A 17,184-nucleotide genomic window follows, 5' to 3' on the forward strand; every position below is an offset into this window, starting at 1 on the left:
AAAATACAAACTTCGGCTTTGGAAAACAGGATTAATTTTTATATATAATTATTTTTCACCTATCATTTATTGTTAATGAAAATTCTTCACGTTACTCCTTCTATTACAAAAGTTCGTGGTGGTACGAGTCAAGCTGTTTTAGATATGGTAAAGGCATTGCAAATAACTAATGTCGATACTGAAATTGCCACAACTAATGATGATGGCGATAATTTACTTGATGTTCCTCTTTGCAAACTTATTAAATATAATGATGTTCCAGTTAGATTTTTCCACCGCTTTTCACCGAATATTAAACCAGTCAGAGAATATGCGTTCAGTGCCGAGTTGACACAATGGCTTTGGCAAAATATTTCTCAGTATGAGCTTGTACATGTCCATGCTCTTTTTTCCTATGCATCAACGATCGCAATGGCCATCGCCCGTCTGAAAAATGTTCCTTACATAGTCACTACACATGGTTTACTATGTGAGTGGTCTTTACAACAAAGTACGCACAAAAAGCAAACCTACCTAAAACTTATAGAACAAGCAAATCTTGACAGCAGTCAAATAATTCACTTTACCTCCGAGAAGGAACAGCAAGAAGTATCCTTACTGGGACTGCAAAAACCTAATGTTGTCTTACCTCTGGGAATATCTTTACCAACCAAAATTGTTGATGCTCGTCAGCGTCTGCGGCAAAAGTTTAACATTCCCCCAGACGAGCCTGTGATTTTGTTTTTATCTCGGCTGCATTATAAAAAAGGTTTAGAGTATCTGATTCCGGCTTTGAGCAAACTGACTCACCACCGATTTACTTTTATACTTGCAGGCAACGGCACTCCAGATTACGAAGCTGAAATAGAATCTTTGCTGGTTTCGAGTGGATTGCGCGATCGCACCCTTGTTGTAGGATTTGTCCAAGGTGAAGCCAAAGATATATTGATGCAAGGTTCTGACCTTTTTGTTCTGACTTCTTATTCAGAAAACTTTGCTGTCTCAGTTGTAGAATCACTAGCTGTAGGCGTTCCTGTTCTCGTAACTCCTGGTGTCGCTTTAGCTTCTGTTGTCAAACAAAACCAACTAGGTTACGTTCCAGACTTAGATATAGCAGCGATCGCTGATGCTCTAGAAAGTTATTTCAGCAATCCTCAACAGGCAAAAAAAATGGGCGATCGCGCTCGTCAATTGGTTTCAGACAAATATAGCTGGAATCATATTGCCCAAGAGCTTATAGAAATATATAAGGTAATTATTCAGCCAATTAATATTCACTAAAAATAGTTTGATAGTTAATTTATTTTGATGATAAATTAATTCTGAAGCTGAACTTTTTTATCAAGGATTAAAATTACTATGCAACATACTACGAACGGGTACGAATATGCCTACATAGATGGTGATTATGAACATCATCACGCATATTTACTTACTCCAGTATTGCAGCTAATCTCTCAAACCGTAACTAATCCCACACAAAAACTGCGAGTACTAGATTTAGGCTGTGGTAGCGGTAGATTTAGTCAACAAATTGCTCAGGCAGGACATGATGTGGTAGGAGTAGAAAATTCTACATCAGGAATTATGCTTGCTCGTCAGAATATTCCTGAGTGCAAATTTATTGAGGCAAGTATCTACAATTTACCTGACGCTGAGTTAGAGAAAGGGTTCGATATAGTTATTGCTGCGGAAGTCATTGAACACCTATTCTATCCCAGAGAATTACTAAGATCTGCCAAAAAATACTTACAGCCACAAGGGCATATTATCCTCACAACTCCATTTCATGGCTATTGGAAAAATCTGGCAATGGCACTCCTTGGTAAAATGGATCAACACTTAAATCCACTCTGGGATGGAGGACATATAAAGTTTTTTTCAGTTGCAACCTTAACTAATTTATTAGAAGAAGAAGGATTTACCGATATTAACTTTAAATTTGCAGGAAGAGTGCCTTACTTTTGGAAATCGGTTTTGTGTTCTGCTGCTCTAGAAAAAAATTAACTTTATTATACCTATTGCAATGGTTTTTATATCAATAGCAGAAAATGTTACACCTCTGATCCTCACATTTAATGAAATAAACAACATTGACCGTACACTCCAAGCATTAAAATGGGCTAAAAAAATTGTAGTTATTGACAGCTACAGTACAGATGAAACTTTAAATGTTTTGTACTTCTATCCTCAAGTACAAGTCTTTCAAAGAAAATTTGATTCATTTGCTGGTCAGTGTAACTATGGTTTAGAAAAAATAGAATCTGAATGGGTACTTTCATTAGATGCTGATTACGTTTTAACTGATGTTTTGATTAATGAAATTAAATCACTGGCATCAGAATCTGATGTAGATAGTTACAGCGTTAGCTTCAAGTATTGTGTGTTTGGCAAGCCTCTGCGTGGTACTCTACTTCCACCCCGAAAAGTACTTTACAGAAAAGAAAAAGCAACTTACAAAGATGATGGACATGCTCATCGAGTTTCGATAGAGGGTAAATCTGCAATGCTCTCTAGTCATATATACCACGACGATCGCAAACCTCTGAGTCGTTGGTTATGGGCACAGGATCGCTACATGGTGATTGAAGTCAAGAAGCTATTGGATACTCCGACGAGGGAACTCAGTTGGGGCGATCGCATCCGCAAACAAAAACTTTTTGCTCCTTTGATTATCCTTTTCTACTGCCTAATTTTCAAAGGCGGGATTCTTGATGGCTGGCACGGTTGGTACTATGCATTAGAACGTGTATTAGCGGAAATTCTTCTGGCAATTCGTTTAATTGAAGCCGAGGAATTCAAAGAAAAAGCATCATGAGAAGGTTTCATTGGCTACGGAAAAAATATTTGATTTTAGCTTTAGCAAGTTTTTTCCTCTCATTACTGCTGATAATTCCTGTGCGTTTGACTATAGCTTATTACCAAGCACCCCAACCCCAAGCTATCCTCACTCTTGGTGCTTGGATAGATCGCGAACAAGTTGCTGCCGAAATTGCTCGTTGGTATCCCTCTTTGGAAGTTTGGGTTTCTTCTGGCACTCCCCCTGAAATAGCGCGACCGATTTTTGAAGCTGCTGGCATCTCAGACAGTCGTCTTCACTTAGATTATCGTGCTGTTGATACCGTGACAAACTTTACTACAATTGTCCCTGAGTTTGAGCATAAACGTATACAACATATTTATTTGATTACCTCAGATTTTCACATGCCCAGAGCCAAGGCGATCGCCATCATGATTCTTGGTAGCAGAGGTATCGCCTTTACACCAATTTCCGTACCATCAGCTCCAGATCAATCAAAAAAAGAAACTATTTCTCCTATTATTCGCGATCTAGGGCGCTCCCTACTTTGGATTGTCACAGGTCGTACAGGAACCAGTCTTCAGTCTGCTATTGATTTACTTTAGTATGCGTCTAGATTCTTACACAGTCAGTAATTATATTCCTGGCGCACCTTACTGGAAGCAACTTCTGTGGTACTTTTTAGGTTCATCGTTAGTACAAAGTCGCTTGCTTCCCATGTCAGGCTTAAAAGTTTTGCTACTTCGTACTTTTGGAGCAAAAATTGGTCAAGGTGTCCGTATCAAGCCAGGAGTTCGCATCAAATTCCCTTGGCGATTGATAGTTGGCGATTATGTATGGATTGGAGAAGATGCTTGGATTGATAACTTGGCTCTAGTCACGATTGAAAGTCATGTATGTCTATCTCAAGGCGTTTATCTCTGTACTGGTAATCATGATTGGAGCCATGCTGAATTTCAACTGATTACCGCACCTATTTATATTCAAGAGAGTAGTTGGATTGCAGCCAAGGCAGTAATTGGCCCAGGAGTTACTGTTGGTCGAGGAGCAGTGCTTACCTTAGGGGGAGTAGCTAGTAGTTCTTTAGAGCCAATGACAATTTATGTGGGTAATCCAGCTCAAGCCATAAAGCAACGGAAATTATGAGTAGAGATAGAGAGTGTTATGGATTGATATCCTGCCGCACTGCATTGGGCATAAGAAGAGGCAGGGGGAAAGACTTACTGCAACTTCCCCTGTACCCCTGATCTCCCTACTCCCCATTTTGATATTAAGGAGACAAGTTCTTAGTCGGGTTCATACCATCAGAATCTATCAGAGTCTGTTGAACCAGACCATTTACAAGTTTGACAACATAGACAGACCCTGCCTTTCTAGCGCGTAAAGTCAGAGTTCCCAGTTTGTTATCAATTTTCACCCTCACGTCGCGGTCATTACCCACATTTGCCCAAGCAGTAACTAGCCAACGGTCTTCGCCGCTAATTTTGCGTGCCAACACACGAGCAGTGGGTACGGTCACAGGTCCCCATCTACCTTGTAATTGCTGTGTCTGACCTTCGGCAGTAAACTCCATTGCTGGCAATACCTTAGTGTAACTTTGATAAGGATGCAGTTTTGGTCCTGGCAAAAGGTCGCCCTTACGCAAGTACTCTTCCAAATGTGAGAACAACGCATGGGCATGACCTTGGATTGTTAATTGCCGAATCAGTGTGGGAGTTGTCGCACCAATCGGCTTGTTGTAGTTGAGTGCTTCCCATATTGGTCCGCTGCATACGAAATACCCGCCCACAGACCCGATAGCTCCTGCGGTGTAGTAAGTCTTCATCATACCCATAAAGGTATCTGGACTAGAGATTGGTTGACCTGCGTAACCTTCCCAACCCATATTTACCCAAGGATATGTTAACTTCTGTCCGAGACTGATTGCCCCAGAAATATTATTCAATGCTTGTGTCAATGCATCCCACGGCACGGCGCTATTGTACTCTATACCAGTCCAGCCAGAGTTATGAAAGTTGTAATACATCTCTGGTGCTGTATAATCAGATACTATTGGCTTGCGAGAAGAGTCTAGAAAATGTTCGTAATTGAACATATACCATGCCCATCCAGCCCAGCGACCACGCTCAGTACCGTATTGTTCCTGATACCATGAGTAGGTTGGTCGAGACTGCAAGTTACTAAACAACTTCTCTTTGAGTACTCCTTCCTGTCGTGCTTTGTTGCGAGATATGTAGGCGAACCAGTTATTCAAACCAGAATTATTAAAGTCAGCTTTTACTTGAGGATCTTGTCCGAACAACTGTGCGGGATCGTTGTCACCAGGAATCCAAAGCCCAGACTCACCTTGGTTCATTATCAGCTTGATAGACTGACCAGCAGTTCTCTCTAATTGACCTATTGATCTTCCGTAGTAGTCGCCGATGATTTGAAATGCCTCATTTGGTGCAGCTGGACTTACTATTGGTTGGCCACCTTTGAGAATAATCTTTCCACTGTTGTCACGCAACCACGTGTTCGCAGGTAGTTTGGGCAGATTGGGGTGACGCCCATCGTAGTTATCAAAAAATTTATAAACTTCTCCTACCATGACTACAGGTTGGTAGCGACCAGGATTAGCTTGGGCATGTTGCGCCAAATCGGCCCTCTCTATTGGTAGTCCATACCCCCAATAGTTAGCTAATTCAATATAAGTTTCTTTCGATAGTCCACAATGCGCTTGACCCAAAGGTAATAAAGTATTGCCTTTTTTAAATACCGGTCGAGGTGCAGCTTTAAGATGATCTAGTGGAGTCGATTGTGAAGTGATGGTTTGAGCATGTAGTGGCGTACTAACAACCATACCGAGAGTCATGGCAAAGCTAAGCGCCGAAGAAATAGTCGAGCGCATTGAGCGTAGATGAAGTTTTTTCATTAAGTATCCTCACACCTTACAGTAGTAATAATCTGTTTTGTTCCTTGATCAGTCAAGGGTAATTTCTCTTACTAAACATCTCCGAAAAGTTCAAAACTACTCTCTGACTACCTTAGAGCGTTTTATTTGAAAATTTAAAATTATCCCAATTATGTAAAGATAGAGATCAGCTAATCGGTATTTAAGCTGCATGCATAGACGCTTCAAAATAATCTGGCTGTTAGCGAAGGGATACACGGCAGTATAAGTTGCAAAAGTTACACAGTATATTGCCTGATTCGATTTATATAATCTCAGTATCGGCTCAATAATCAGGGGTAGCAGAGAAATATAAGGTGAGCGTCGTGGTACACCAATGTCATAAAATATGACACATGACGCAAAAGCTTGTTTGGAGTGACAAGTCAGTATCAGAGTTACTGCAAGCGATTTATCACCGTTGATACCTTGGGGTTAGTCTTGCGGACCTTGGTCACGGCGGCCAATGTAGGTGAGCGTGAATTCTGATTGGATTGTCCACTCTCGTTTACCCCCTCAAACCCCTTCCTCTAGAAGTTTACCTAGACTTGTGTGTACACTGTAGCCTTAGCAAGGAGAGGGGTTAGGGGTGAGGTTAAAAAATGCACTTTATGCAAACGAGAATCGCTATATTTAAATTTTCAGATGATTTATAAATATTCAAAAAATACTTCAGGTACTAATTTGAATTCACCAGATTTCAAATGAGAGATATCTATCCATAACGCTCTATGTTTATGATTTTGTGATTCTGAAAAAACCAAACTTTCCAGTTGATAAAATTTTGAATCAGCAAAGTCACATTGATAAAGCTGAATGATTTCATGACCTTGCCTACCATTAAATGTAAACAGGTTCTCTATACAACCTAGATAATTAATATTCGTTAAGTCTGCCTGAATTTCCTCTTGAAACTCCCGTTGTAAAGCGTTGCGGCTGGTTTCGCCAAATTCAACACCACCGCCCAAAGCACGATAAAATCTTTCTTGTTTTACAGGATCGTAGCCTTCAGAAAGAAATATGCGTTCGCCATCCCGAATTAGCCCCAAGGCTATTACTCGAATTTCGCCTGCTTTATTCATTTTTGTAACTAATTATCGTAAATAGACTGAGGACGACTTTCACTATCCTCAATAGGCCAATCTGGATTTTCGCCACCAATGTACAATTCTTCGATGGTGACATATTCCTGACTTAGCTGGCTGAGGGCGTTGATTAAAATATCCAGAGCGATCGCATCACTGGTTCCTAAGTCAAACCAACAACGCCCCCACTGACCCTCATATTCAAACTCACCGATGTTGTGCATCAGTGCTAGCAAGCTTTTGTCATACCCTTGCTCATCATAATTCATGTAGCTGATATCAAGTCCAGTGTCCTGCACCTGGAGATTTTCTGCATTAAATGCACCCAATTTACCCAGATAAAACCAGGAATTGAAAACTTCTTCTACATACTGCTTTTCACGCGCAGAAGGATTTGTGCTGAATTTCAGCCAAATCCACACATCAAAAGGATTAATTTCGCGGAACTGAATCTCCATGTTGGTCTCATATCTCAATTACTCTTCTGCAAATAAGCATATCAAAGTAGGGAGTGGGGAATGGAGAATAGGGAATGGGAGCTAAGGATTATTTAGGCTAGCAGCACTGCTGCGTTCACGCTCAATTTGTTTGACTAAATCACCTGGAAGTTGGGATTTTTTAGTCAATGCTTTGTCAAAATTAGCGATCGCTTCCTTGAGCATCTGCTGGCTTTTTTCTTTTTGCCCCAGTTCTTTCAGGATTTGGGCTTTGAGATAATAAATTTCTGGATTATCGGATGTGGTTTTGATCGCCCGGTTGACATACTCTAGTGCCTGTGGGTAACGTTTTAAATCCCGGTAAGCAAGAGCAATACCCCGATCCACTAAATACTGAGGAGAAGCATTTTGTTCTAACCGTCCAATTGCCTGATCTGGGCTAGCAAAAGGCAAATTAACCGCCAACAGTAAATCCATATAACCCTTAATTAAATTCAGTTCTGGATCGTTGGCAGAAATTGCTTCGGCTTTGTCCAAATATTCATAAACTTGCCGCAACCGACTAAAGGCTTGCGGCACACCGTTGACCGTTCCTTCACGGGTGAGAACTACTGCTCCCTCTAAAAAATGACCAACAGCAGTATATAAATTACCACGCAATGGATCACTAGAAATCAGTTTTTGTCCGGTTTCTAGAGTTTTCTGACTGTAAGTACTTAGTTTAGCCCAATCTTGATTTCCGTATGCTAAAGATGCCTTCATGGCATAAGCTAGAGGTTCATTTGGCTCCTTGGATACTGCTTGTTCAAGATAACGCTTTGCTGCTGGATAGTTGCCCTGTTGGAAAATCGCTTTGAAAGCTGCTTCTGTTTGGTCGCCAATTTGATGAGGTTCGCTATTGCGAAATGGATCGCCAGCCAGGGAGGGACTTACCCACAGATTAAGTGCGATTGCCCAAGGGGCAACGCCAAAGGCGAACGCAGCGGCAAAAGCAGTCTGAGCAAGGGTAGTGAGTCTCGCATACACTAATAGTCTAGGCAAAGAAAACCTTTTAGTCATTTTAACCCTCAGAATAATTGCGGTTGAAATAGTTGTATGTGTTACTTAGAATGCAAAAAATGGTTAATTTTAACTTGCCTATGCTTCAACCAAAATTTTCTATATAAAGGTTGACTTTGGTAATTTTTCCATGTTCCCAGGCTGGTTATAGCCAAAGTTTTAAGGGTGAGTCTGCCACAATGGAGAAAAATGTGGATGATTCTTGCTGCTAAATTAAGGTGTTAATCCTTTCTTTGAATTTTCCAGATGCTCTCAGTGTAGCTAATCAGTAATTTGCTGACTTTTTGGTAATCTTAACAAATGCTCTATCTCCGAAATCTAATTTATCATCCCACAGCTTGCCCAACAGCGATTCTCAAATCGATCAACTTGGAATTAGCACCCCAGCAGCTAGGTCTGATTATTGGCCCAAGTGGTTCGGGAAAAAGTACCTTACTAGAAATTTTGTCGGGACTAGCCGAACCTACTAGCGGCGCCCTCTTCTGGCGGGAACAAGAACTTATAGCCGAACAGTTACAACAGTTAGCTGGGTTGGTATTTCAATTTCCAGAACGGCACTTTTGTGGTGGTTCAATTTTAGAAGAATTGCGTTTAGGACATCCTGAGTTAGGGTCAGAACGAGTTAGACAGTCTCTGACAGAGGTGGGATTAGAGCATTTATCGCTTTCTGCTGCCCCTCATGCTTTGAGTGGTGGTCAGCAACGACGTTTAGCTTTAGCAGTGCAATTGATTCGCCAGCCAAATTTACTGTTGTTGGATGAACCCACAGCTGGATTAGATTGGTCAATGCGTCGGCAACTGGTAAATTTATTAGCGAAACTGAAACAAGATTGGACGCTGTTGGTAGTGACACATGATGCTGGGGATATGTTAGCGATCGCAGACCGTTGCTGGACACTCAACCACGGTGAACTACAATCAGTAGACCCAAAGACACTAGAATCCAAAGTCAAAGAACCTCTACCATCAGTGTAAGAAAAGAACAGGGGCACAAGAGGACAAGGGGAAAAGGAGAATAATTATGCCCAATGCCTCATGAATAATGACTAATGACTAATGACTAATAACTAATGACAAACTTATTGCCTGAGATGGCAGAAATCTGGCAGCAAACCCTCAATTGGCAGCCAACTTTCCAACAGCAAGCACAATTTCAAAGGCTTTATGAGTTAATCCTAGAAGGTAATCGCCAACTAAATTTAACTCGGATCACTGACCCTCAAGAGTTTTGGGAAAAACATCTCTGGGATTCTCTACGAGGAATTGCACCCCTGTTATCAGGTAATTTATCCCCTGCTTCTCCTACTCTGATCGATATTGGTACAGGTGCGGGTTTTCCGGGTATTCCAGTCACAATTACTGTACCTAATTGCACAATTACTCTTCTCGATTCAACTCGGAAAAAAATCACTTTTCTCGACAATATCTTAACTGAACTTGCCCTGAACAATGCCAAAACTCTTGTTGGTAGAGCAGAAGAAATCGGTCAGCACCCCCAGCATCGACTAGCTTACGATATTGCATTGATCCGTGCTGTAGGGGCAGCCTCTGTTTGTGCAGAATATTCCCTACCATTGCTGAAACAGGGAGGTTTAGCCATAATTTATCGCGGTAATTGGACAGAGGATGAAACAACAGCTTTGCAGAATGCGGTGAAGTTGTTGGGCGGTGTGATTGAATCAATTGAACAATTTACAACGCCCCTGAGTCACAGCATTCGCCACTGTATCTATTTGCGTAAGGTAGCTACAACACCAGTTCAGTTTCCCCGTGCTGTTGGTGTACCTACTCAAAAACCCCTTTAATTAATTCGTAATTCGTAATTCGTAATTCGTAATTATAAAGGGTACAAGTGTCCACTCATTGTAATTACGAATTACTTTGACAGGAGCGGAAGATTAACTTTTTATTTTTTCTATATCTCCTTGTCCCAATCTTTAAGCTAATTTACTAGCTGCTGCAAACCGCTTGTTAATCTCATCCCAATTAACCACGTTCCACCAAGCATCTAAATAATCGGCGCGGCGATTCTGGTAATTGAGATAATATGCATGTTCCCATACGTCATTACCCAAAATAGGATATTTACCTGCACTTAAGGGATTATCTTGGTTAGCTGTAGTTGTCACTTCCAACTTGCCACCTTTGTTACGCACTAGCCAAACCCAACCACTACCAAAACGACCAGCACCAGCTTCGTTAAACTGTTTTTTGAAAGCTGCAAAAGAGCCAAAATTTTGATTAATCGCGGAGGCTATATTTCCTGTTGGTTCTCCCCCACCTTTCGGCTTCATAATTTCCCAGAACATTGAGTGGTTGACATGACCACCGCCATTATTGCGTACTGTTCTACGGATATCTTGTGGTACGTTGTCAAGCCTCTGTAACAGTTCTTCAATACTTTTGCCTTTCAGTTCTGGGTGTTTTTCTAACGCCGCATTCAGGTTTTTCACATAAGTTGCATGGTGTTTATCATGATGAAACTGCATCGTTTTGGCATCGATGTGTGGTTCCAGTGCTTCGTAGGCGTAAGTTAAAGGTGGTAGTTGGATAGCTCCTATTGTATTTGGTGTTGTATTTGGTGTTGTATCGGGAGTTGCAGTGTTTCCCTGAGGAGATTTCTCTACCGATGCACAAGCATGTAATGTAAAAGCACCCGCACCTACTGTTACTAAAAACAAGAAATTGCGTCGATTAATAGTCATATAAGTTTTTGCAGCGAATCCCTTAAGTCTCTATTGCAGTTTTTATTTTCTTAGATTCTGGCTACAAAAAATTGGGAATTGGCAATTATTTTTGGCAGTTTAAGAAAGTATTTATAAAATAAAAGTAAAGACCCACCTTAAAAGTTATTTTAAAAGTCAATAAGTATACTCAAAACCTCACTTCTATTGCTGTCTCGTGCTTTTGATAATCTTTTAAACCCGGATTCTCTTGTAGGTAAAGGGGTTATATCTGAGGCTTTTGATGTTTCATGCAATACTTTTTAAACATCTTCTTAAAGCCAGAGTCACTCATGAGGTAAAATTCTATCCCCAGTTTTGGGATCAAACACAAACAATTTATTTAAATCGAGTTGTAGAGAAAGGCGATCGCCTGGACGCGGACGCACATCCCCGCCCACCTGAATATTCAAAACTACCGCCGAACCAGGTAAACCAGCACGAATCAAAGTTTCCCTTCCCAAAGGTTCCACTAGTTTAACTTCAACCAACAACAGTCCTGAGTTTTGAGTACTGTTAGCGGTAGCGAGGCGTTCAGCCCGTTCTGAGTCAGTGTTGATTTTGATATGCTCTGGACGAATCCCCAAATCAAAGCTGTGTCCGTGACGCAAATGTAATTTTTCTTTCACAACTGCTGGGATTGTTAATAACTGTCCACTCACATCGAAACCGTTATTTTCATAGATTGCAGGCAAAATATTCATTGGCGGACTGCCTAAAAAAGTTGCCACCATCTGATTAGCAGGACTTGCATAAATAGTTTGGGGATCGCCAATTTGTTGAATCCGCCCGCGATTTAGCACAACAATTTTATCAGCCAAAGTCATCGCTTCAACTTGATCGTGGGTAACGTAAATTGTTGTAATTCCTAATTCTTGATGTAGCTGTTTCAATTCTGCCCTGGTATCATCGCGCAGTTGGGCATCTAAATTAGATAAAGGTTCATCAAGTAAAAATACTTGTGGTTCACGAGCGATCGCTCTCCCTAATGCTACCCGTTGTTGCTGTCCCCCAGAAAGTTGTTTGGGTTTACGATCTAGCAGGTGATCTAGAGAAAGCGATCGCGCCACATTCATCACTCGTTCTTGAATGATTTTCGAGTCAACCTTTCGCATTTGTAAGCCAAAGGCGATGTTTTCCGCCACGCTCATGTGAGGATAGAGAGCGTAGTTTTGGAACACCATCGCCACATCCCGTTGTCTGGCTGGGATATTATTCACCAAGCGATCGCCAATATAGAGTTTGCCAGATGTAGCGGTTTCTAAACCTGCGATCGTTCGCAAAATTGTAGATTTACCACAACCCGATGGCCCAACTAAAACCCAAAATTCGCCATCAGGAATTTCAAAGGTAATGTCCTCAATCGCAGTGACATTATTGAATCTACGCTTAATATCTTCTAGACGAACGTTTGCCATTATCAAATTTGGTATTTTCAGTTTGGGATCTGCGGCACTCCAACTAAGCATTAGGAGATTTAATCCGCTCCCTCCGAGGAACTGTGAGGCCGCTTTATAAGTGCAGAAACTTGGTCGTTCTGCACAACTCTAATCAGAAATCTTAGAGCCTCATTGACGGCATCAGCATTGGGAAAAACCTCTGCAACATCAGGTTCTAAACGAATTGTTGTTTTCCCAAAGCTTTTTCGTTCAGGGCCGAATTTTCTGACTTTTAGACTTTTTAAGTTATACTCCGATCGCAGACGACAGCATGATATTTTTGACTTCTCACACATCCTCTATACAAAGTTCAATTACTTCTTTGATATTAGCCATCAACTCATCAATTGTTTCTCCTTGACTGTAACAGGCTTTTAGCTGAGGGACTTCCCCAACATAGTAGCCATCTTCATCCCGTTCAATGATGACGTAGAATTCTCGGTTGGTGGAATTGATCATAATCTGTTTGTCCGTAGGCTCAAAATCATTTTTCTGGATTCTTTGACCAAGCTGGGTGAGAGAGTAAAGAAGCAAAGACTCGTACTCCCCGGAGTTGATTAGAGAGGGGTAAGTGACCTCTTGGTGCATTTAAATCCCAAGTAAACCCGTTAGGGTATCGCGTCCAGTTATTACCTTCTTTCCAGCCAATTTTCGGCCAGAAATTCTCCCAATTTTTACCCAAACTTAACCAAATTTCTCGCTGCACTGAAAAGCCAAATTTACCTTCAGAGTGGACTAACCAGAGGTTGTTAATGGTTTGCAAGTCAACAGCCGAGGTATTTTCTACCTCAGTAAAGTACAACCATTTTCGTTGTACAGCCGTTGGCCCTGACAGTTCACACATTTTTTCGATGGTGACGCGATCGGCTGCTTGGAAGTCTTGAACAGCAAGTAGCTGTTGCAAAGAATTGTAGTTAATCCCGCACTCTGATTTTAGAGGTACAATTCCTTCAGGAAAACAGGAGCGCAAAAATTCTTTGGCTTGAGGTGCATCAGAACTGTAAAGGACTTGGTAAGCTTTGCCATCAATCCAAGTCGCTGGGTTTTCACGTCGTTTCAGTAAAAATTCCATCAACACGTCTAATCCCTCATTACCCAACTCAGCTAACTGTGGGATTATCTGTTGTTGGACTTTTTCAGACCCAGCGATTAACGGTTGTCGGAGGGAGTCGATGTCATTTGCAGGGCCTGATAAAATCATTGGGTCTGTCATGCCATTCTTGTGTTAACGGTCAGTGAAAGAGCAGTAAGCTATCGGGCATTTTCTAAAGTGAAACACTGATAGCGAAAAGTAGTTTACTATTTTTGATCGTACAAAATTGCGATCGCTTCACTGAAATCCCACACTTAATCCCCAAATAATGTACAAGGGGAATAGGGGGAAAATCTGTGCCTTCTGGCTTGGTGAACAAAAGACATAGCAAAATATACAAGCCTGCCACATAAAGATTTTTTGAATAGCAGCGTATCGATTAGGAGTGTGTGAACGATGTACGAAAAGATTACCCCCCCCGCAGCCGGAGCAAAAATCACCTTCAAAAATGGTGAACCAATCGTACCGGACAATCCAATTATCCCCTTTATTCGTGGCGATGGTACAGGTATAGACATCTGGCCTGCTACCCAAAAAGTTCTCGATGCTGCGGTAGCCAAAGCATATAAGGGTCAGCGTCAAATTAGCTGGTTTAAGGTTTACGCTGGTGACGAAGCTTGCGATTTATACGGAACTTACCAGTATTTACCTCAAGATACTCTAACAGCAATTGAAGAATATGGTGTAGCTATTAAAGGGCCTTTGACTACTCCTGTTGGGGGAGGAATTCGTTCTTTAAATGTGGCATTACGGCAAATTTTTGACTTGTATGCCTGTGTGCGTCCTTGCCGTTACTATGCGGGTACGCCCTCACCCCACAAAAATCCTGAAAAGCTGGATGTAATTGTTTATCGGGAGAATACAGAAGATATTTATTTAGGCATTGAGTGGCGACAAGGTAGCGAAATCGGCGATCGCTTAATTAAAATTCTCAATGAAGAACTTATCCCCGCTACCCCAGAACATGGGAAAAAACGCATTCCTCTTGATTCTGGTATTGGCATCAAACCCATCAGCAAAACTGGCTCTCAGCGCCTAGTCAGACGTGCCATCAAACACGCTTTGCTATTGCCCAAAAACAAGCAACAAGTGACTTTGGTGCATAAGGGCAACATCATGAAGTACACCGAAGGCGCTTTCCGTGATTGGGGTTATGAATTAGCAACCAGTGAATTTCGCCAAGAAACTGTCACCGAACGAGAATCTTGGATTTTGAGTAACAAGGAAAAAAATCCGAATATTTCCTTGGAAGAAAACGCCCGCGAGATTGATCCTGGGTTTGATAGTCTCACCGAAGAGAAAAAAGCGCAAATTGTCAAGGAAGTTGAAACTGTTCTTAACTCAATTTGGGCAACCCACGGCGAGGGCAAATGGAAAGAGAAAGTTTTGGTAAATGACCGGATTGCTGACAGTATTTTTCAACAAATCCAAACCAGACCGGATGAGTATTCGATTTTGGCGACGATGAACTTGAACGGCGATTACTTGTCTGATGCCGCCGCCGCCATTGTTGGGGGATTGGGAATGGGCCCAGGGGCAAATATTGGTGATTCTAGTGCCATATTTGAAGCTACCCACGGCACTGCACCCAAACACGCCGGCTTAGATCGGATTAATCCTGGTTCAGTGATTTTGTCTGGTGTGATGATGCTGGAATTTATGGGTTGGCAAGAAGCCGCAGACCTAATTAAGAAAGGTTTAAGCGATGCGATCGCGAGTAGTCAAGTCACCTACGATTTAGCCCGGTTGTTAGAACCGCCTGTTGAACCCTTAAAATGTTCTGAATTTGCCGACGCAATTATTCAGCATTTTGGTTAATTCTATTAGGGTTAATTAGTTACAAGTCGAATTACCCCACCCTAACCCTCCCCGTATGTATTGGGGAGGGAACTGGATTTCTTGTTTCCACTTCTTGGCGATTTAGTCCGAGTTGCTTGTAAAGGGGAAGGAACTGGATTTCTTGTTTCCCCCCTTTACAAGGTGGATTAAGGGGGGTAATTTAACTTTGGCATTTTCTTTGCAAAAAACACCAAAATCAGAAAGCAAACTGAGGTTTGAGTAAGTCAAAGCTTCTTTTGAGAAAGCAAAAGCTTCTTTTACTTGCGGAAAACACCAAAATGAGAAAGCAAACTGGAGTTTGAGAAAGCAAAAGCTTCTTTTACTTGCGGAAAACACCAAAATGAGAAAGCAAACTGGGGTTTGAGTAAGTCAAAGCTTCTTTTGAGAAAGTAATTGCGGATTTTACTTATTGAATTTAGTGAAAATATGAAGTTTAGATAAAATTATTGAAAAAATTGCTGATAAATTTTGATCCGTCAGATTTTAAAATAGTCAAAAAACAAAGTCTCCGGCTTTTCTAAAAAGTCGGAGATTTTTTTGGGGCAATTTCCTATCAAGTTTCCGTTATTCGCCTTTAAAGCGATTGGTAGAGTTCTCGATAACTCGGCGCAAGTTCTTCATTAATTCGGATTTAATCCAATCGGTAATTGCTTTAACTGTGATTTCGCTAATTTATCAGGTGCGATCGCTCCATTCTCTGTAATGATGGCTGTAATCAACTCAGCCGGAGTCACATCAAAAGCTGGGTTGTAAAAATCGACACCTTCAGGTGTGAGAATAGTATCGCCAACTTGATAGATTTCTGTTGGTTCGCGTTCTTCAATGGGAATCTGGCTGCCATCGGCTAATTCAAAATCAACGGTGGAAAGGGGCGCAGCTACAAAGAAGGGGATATTATGTGCTTTAGCTGCGATCGCAACACTATACGTACCAATTTTATTAGCAGTGTCACCATTAGCAGCAATTCGGTCAGCACCCACAACTACAGCATGAATCAAACCCTGTTTCATGCAATGGGCTGCCATATTATCAGTAATTAATGTCACTGGAATCCCTTCTTGCACACATTCCCAAGTGGTGAGTTTTGCGCCTTGTAAGCGAGGACGGGTTTCGTCGGCAAATAAACGTTCTAAACGTCCTTCCCTCCAAGCGGAACGCACAACACCCAAAGCTGTACCATAACCAGCAGTAGCTAGCGCCCCAGCGTTACAGTGAGTAAGCAGCGTCAGTTTTGCTGGGGTAGACGGTAAAACAGCCAAACCATGATCACCGATCGCTTGACAGGTTTGTAAATCTTCAAGATTAATCGCTTGGGCTGTTTGGAAAAGGGTTTGCTTGATGTCTTCTACCGTTCCTAGTGTTTCGTAGGCGGCTTTAATCATCCGGCTAATTGCCCAAAATAAATTTACCGCCGTGGGACGAGTAGAACGCAACAACTGGGCTACTTTATCTAAGTTTTGCAGAAATTCGTGGCGATCGCTTGTTTCAATTTCCCTGGCACCAAGATACATTCCATAAGCCGCAGCCACACCAATTGCTGGCGCACCTCGCACAATCATCGTTTTAATTGCCCGCGCCATATCTTCACTGCGGTGAATTTCCACAAATATATATTCGTTTGGTAAGCGGGTTTGATCAATTAGTGACACTGAGTTGTTGTGCCAAATAACGGGATAAACCTGGTTTATAGAAGGTGTCACGTCGCTTCGCTCCGAATTGAAAATTAAAAATTAAAAAGTCATAGGAAGGTATTGGCTATTGAGGATTGGGCATTCTCACCTTTGCTCCCCTACTTATT

At 41.6% G+C, this 17,184-nt stretch carries 17 protein-coding genes; 8 read left to right on the forward strand and 9 right to left on the reverse strand.

What is annotated here, in order from left to right; translation table 11 throughout:
* The first annotated feature begins 75 nt into the window (after positions 1-75).
* From ACEYW6_RS14025 to ACEYW6_RS14045, 5 genes are all read left to right on the forward strand, one after another.
* The gene (locus ACEYW6_RS14025; protein WP_412980163.1) at positions 76-1,260 is read left to right on the forward strand and encodes a glycosyltransferase; all 1,185 of its coding nucleotides are present in this window, start codon (positions 76-78) and stop codon (positions 1,258-1,260) included.
* A gap of 78 nt (positions 1,261-1,338) precedes the next feature.
* The gene (locus tag ACEYW6_RS14030; protein ID WP_412980164.1) at positions 1,339-1,986 is read left to right on the forward strand and encodes a class I SAM-dependent methyltransferase; all 648 of its coding nucleotides are present in this window, start codon (positions 1,339-1,341) and stop codon (positions 1,984-1,986) included.
* 19 nt (positions 1,987-2,005) lie between these two features.
* Positions 2,006-2,797, forward strand: a complete 792-nt coding sequence (locus ACEYW6_RS14035; protein WP_412980165.1) for a glycosyltransferase family 2 protein — start codon at positions 2,006-2,008, stop codon at positions 2,795-2,797.
* Positions 2,794-3,384, forward strand: coding sequence for a YdcF family protein (locus ACEYW6_RS14040; protein WP_190897357.1), 591 nt, complete (start codon positions 2,794-2,796; stop codon positions 3,382-3,384). The genes ACEYW6_RS14035 and ACEYW6_RS14040 overlap by 4 nt, the downstream gene beginning before the upstream one ends.
* A 1-nt stretch (position 3,385) precedes the next feature.
* Complete coding sequence (locus ACEYW6_RS14045; protein WP_412980166.1) at positions 3,386-3,925, forward strand: WcaF family extracellular polysaccharide biosynthesis acetyltransferase; 540 nt, start codon at positions 3,386-3,388, stop codon at positions 3,923-3,925.
* Positions 3,926-4,049: 124 nt separating this feature from the next.
* On the opposite strand, the gene ACEYW6_RS14050 is transcribed toward ACEYW6_RS14045, so the two are convergent.
* The 4 genes from ACEYW6_RS14050 to ACEYW6_RS14065 form a co-directional block, all read right to left on the reverse strand.
* Positions 4,050-5,693 carry a hypothetical protein gene (locus ACEYW6_RS14050; protein WP_412980167.1) on the reverse strand — a complete coding sequence of 548 codons (1,644 nt, stop codon included), beginning with the start codon at positions 5,691-5,693 and terminating at the stop codon, positions 4,050-4,052.
* Positions 5,694-6,361: 668 nt separating this feature from the next.
* The gene (locus ACEYW6_RS14055) at positions 6,362-6,793 is read right to left on the reverse strand and encodes an NUDIX hydrolase (protein WP_190897351.1); all 432 of its coding nucleotides are present in this window, start codon (positions 6,791-6,793) and stop codon (positions 6,362-6,364) included.
* Between the two features lie 8 nt (positions 6,794-6,801).
* Positions 6,802-7,254, reverse strand: a complete 453-nt coding sequence (locus ACEYW6_RS14060) for a DUF3531 family protein (protein ID WP_412980168.1) — start codon at positions 7,252-7,254, stop codon at positions 6,802-6,804.
* Positions 7,255-7,335: 81 nt separating this feature from the next.
* A complete protein-coding gene (locus ACEYW6_RS14065; RefSeq protein ID WP_412980169.1) occupies positions 7,336-8,292 on the reverse strand; it encodes a Sll0314/Alr1548 family TPR repeat-containing protein in 957 nt (318 codons plus the stop codon).
* 300 nt (positions 8,293-8,592) lie between these two features.
* Here ACEYW6_RS14065 and ACEYW6_RS14070 point away from each other — a divergent pair, with 300 nt between their 5' ends.
* Positions 8,593-9,267: an ABC transporter ATP-binding protein gene (locus tag ACEYW6_RS14070; protein WP_190897345.1), complete on the forward strand. Its 675-nt coding sequence runs from the start codon at positions 8,593-8,595 to the stop codon at positions 9,265-9,267.
* Positions 9,268-9,362: 95 nt separating this feature from the next.
* A complete protein-coding gene (rsmG, locus tag ACEYW6_RS14075; RefSeq protein WP_412980170.1) occupies positions 9,363-10,097 on the forward strand; it encodes a 16S rRNA (guanine(527)-N(7))-methyltransferase RsmG in 735 nt (244 codons plus the stop codon).
* Positions 10,098-10,229: 132 nt separating this feature from the next.
* On the opposite strand, the gene ACEYW6_RS14080 is transcribed toward rsmG, so the two are convergent.
* The 4 genes from ACEYW6_RS14080 to ACEYW6_RS14095 all read right to left on the reverse strand — a co-directional run bounded on the left by ACEYW6_RS14080 (position 10,230) and on the right by ACEYW6_RS14095 (position 13,667).
* On the reverse strand, positions 10,230-10,997 hold the full coding sequence (locus tag ACEYW6_RS14080; protein ID WP_412980171.1) for a superoxide dismutase: 768 nt from the start codon (positions 10,995-10,997) through the stop codon (positions 10,230-10,232).
* A 305-nt stretch (positions 10,998-11,302) separates the two neighbouring features.
* A complete protein-coding gene (locus ACEYW6_RS14085) occupies positions 11,303-12,433 on the reverse strand; it encodes an ABC transporter ATP-binding protein (protein ID WP_412980172.1) in 1,131 nt (376 codons plus the stop codon).
* 309 nt (positions 12,434-12,742) lie between these two features.
* Positions 12,743-12,913, reverse strand: a complete 171-nt coding sequence (locus ACEYW6_RS14090) for a type II toxin-antitoxin system HicB family antitoxin (protein WP_412980173.1) — start codon at positions 12,911-12,913, stop codon at positions 12,743-12,745.
* A 25-nt stretch (positions 12,914-12,938) separates the two neighbouring features.
* Positions 12,939-13,667 (reverse strand): GUN4 N-terminal ARM-like repeat domain-containing protein, encoded by a 729-nt coding sequence (locus tag ACEYW6_RS14095; protein ID WP_412980174.1) that lies wholly within the window; start codon positions 13,665-13,667, stop codon positions 12,939-12,941.
* 276 nt (positions 13,668-13,943) lie between these two features.
* Between ACEYW6_RS14095 and ACEYW6_RS14100 the strand changes: the two genes are divergently transcribed.
* Entirely contained in the window at positions 13,944-15,365 is a 1,422-nt protein-coding gene (locus ACEYW6_RS14100) for an NADP-dependent isocitrate dehydrogenase (RefSeq protein WP_412980175.1), read from the forward strand.
* A gap of 641 nt (positions 15,366-16,006) precedes the next feature.
* Here ACEYW6_RS14100 and mtnA read toward each other — a convergent pair.
* Positions 16,007-17,086: an S-methyl-5-thioribose-1-phosphate isomerase gene (mtnA, locus tag ACEYW6_RS14105; protein WP_412980176.1), complete on the reverse strand. Its 1,080-nt coding sequence runs from the start codon at positions 17,084-17,086 to the stop codon at positions 16,007-16,009.
* Between the last annotated feature and the right edge of the window lie 98 nt (positions 17,087-17,184).

Source organism: Nostoc sp. UIC 10607 (assembly GCF_047228265.1).
GTDB lineage: Bacteria > Cyanobacteriota > Cyanobacteriia > Cyanobacteriales > Nostocaceae > Nostoc > Nostoc foliaceum_A.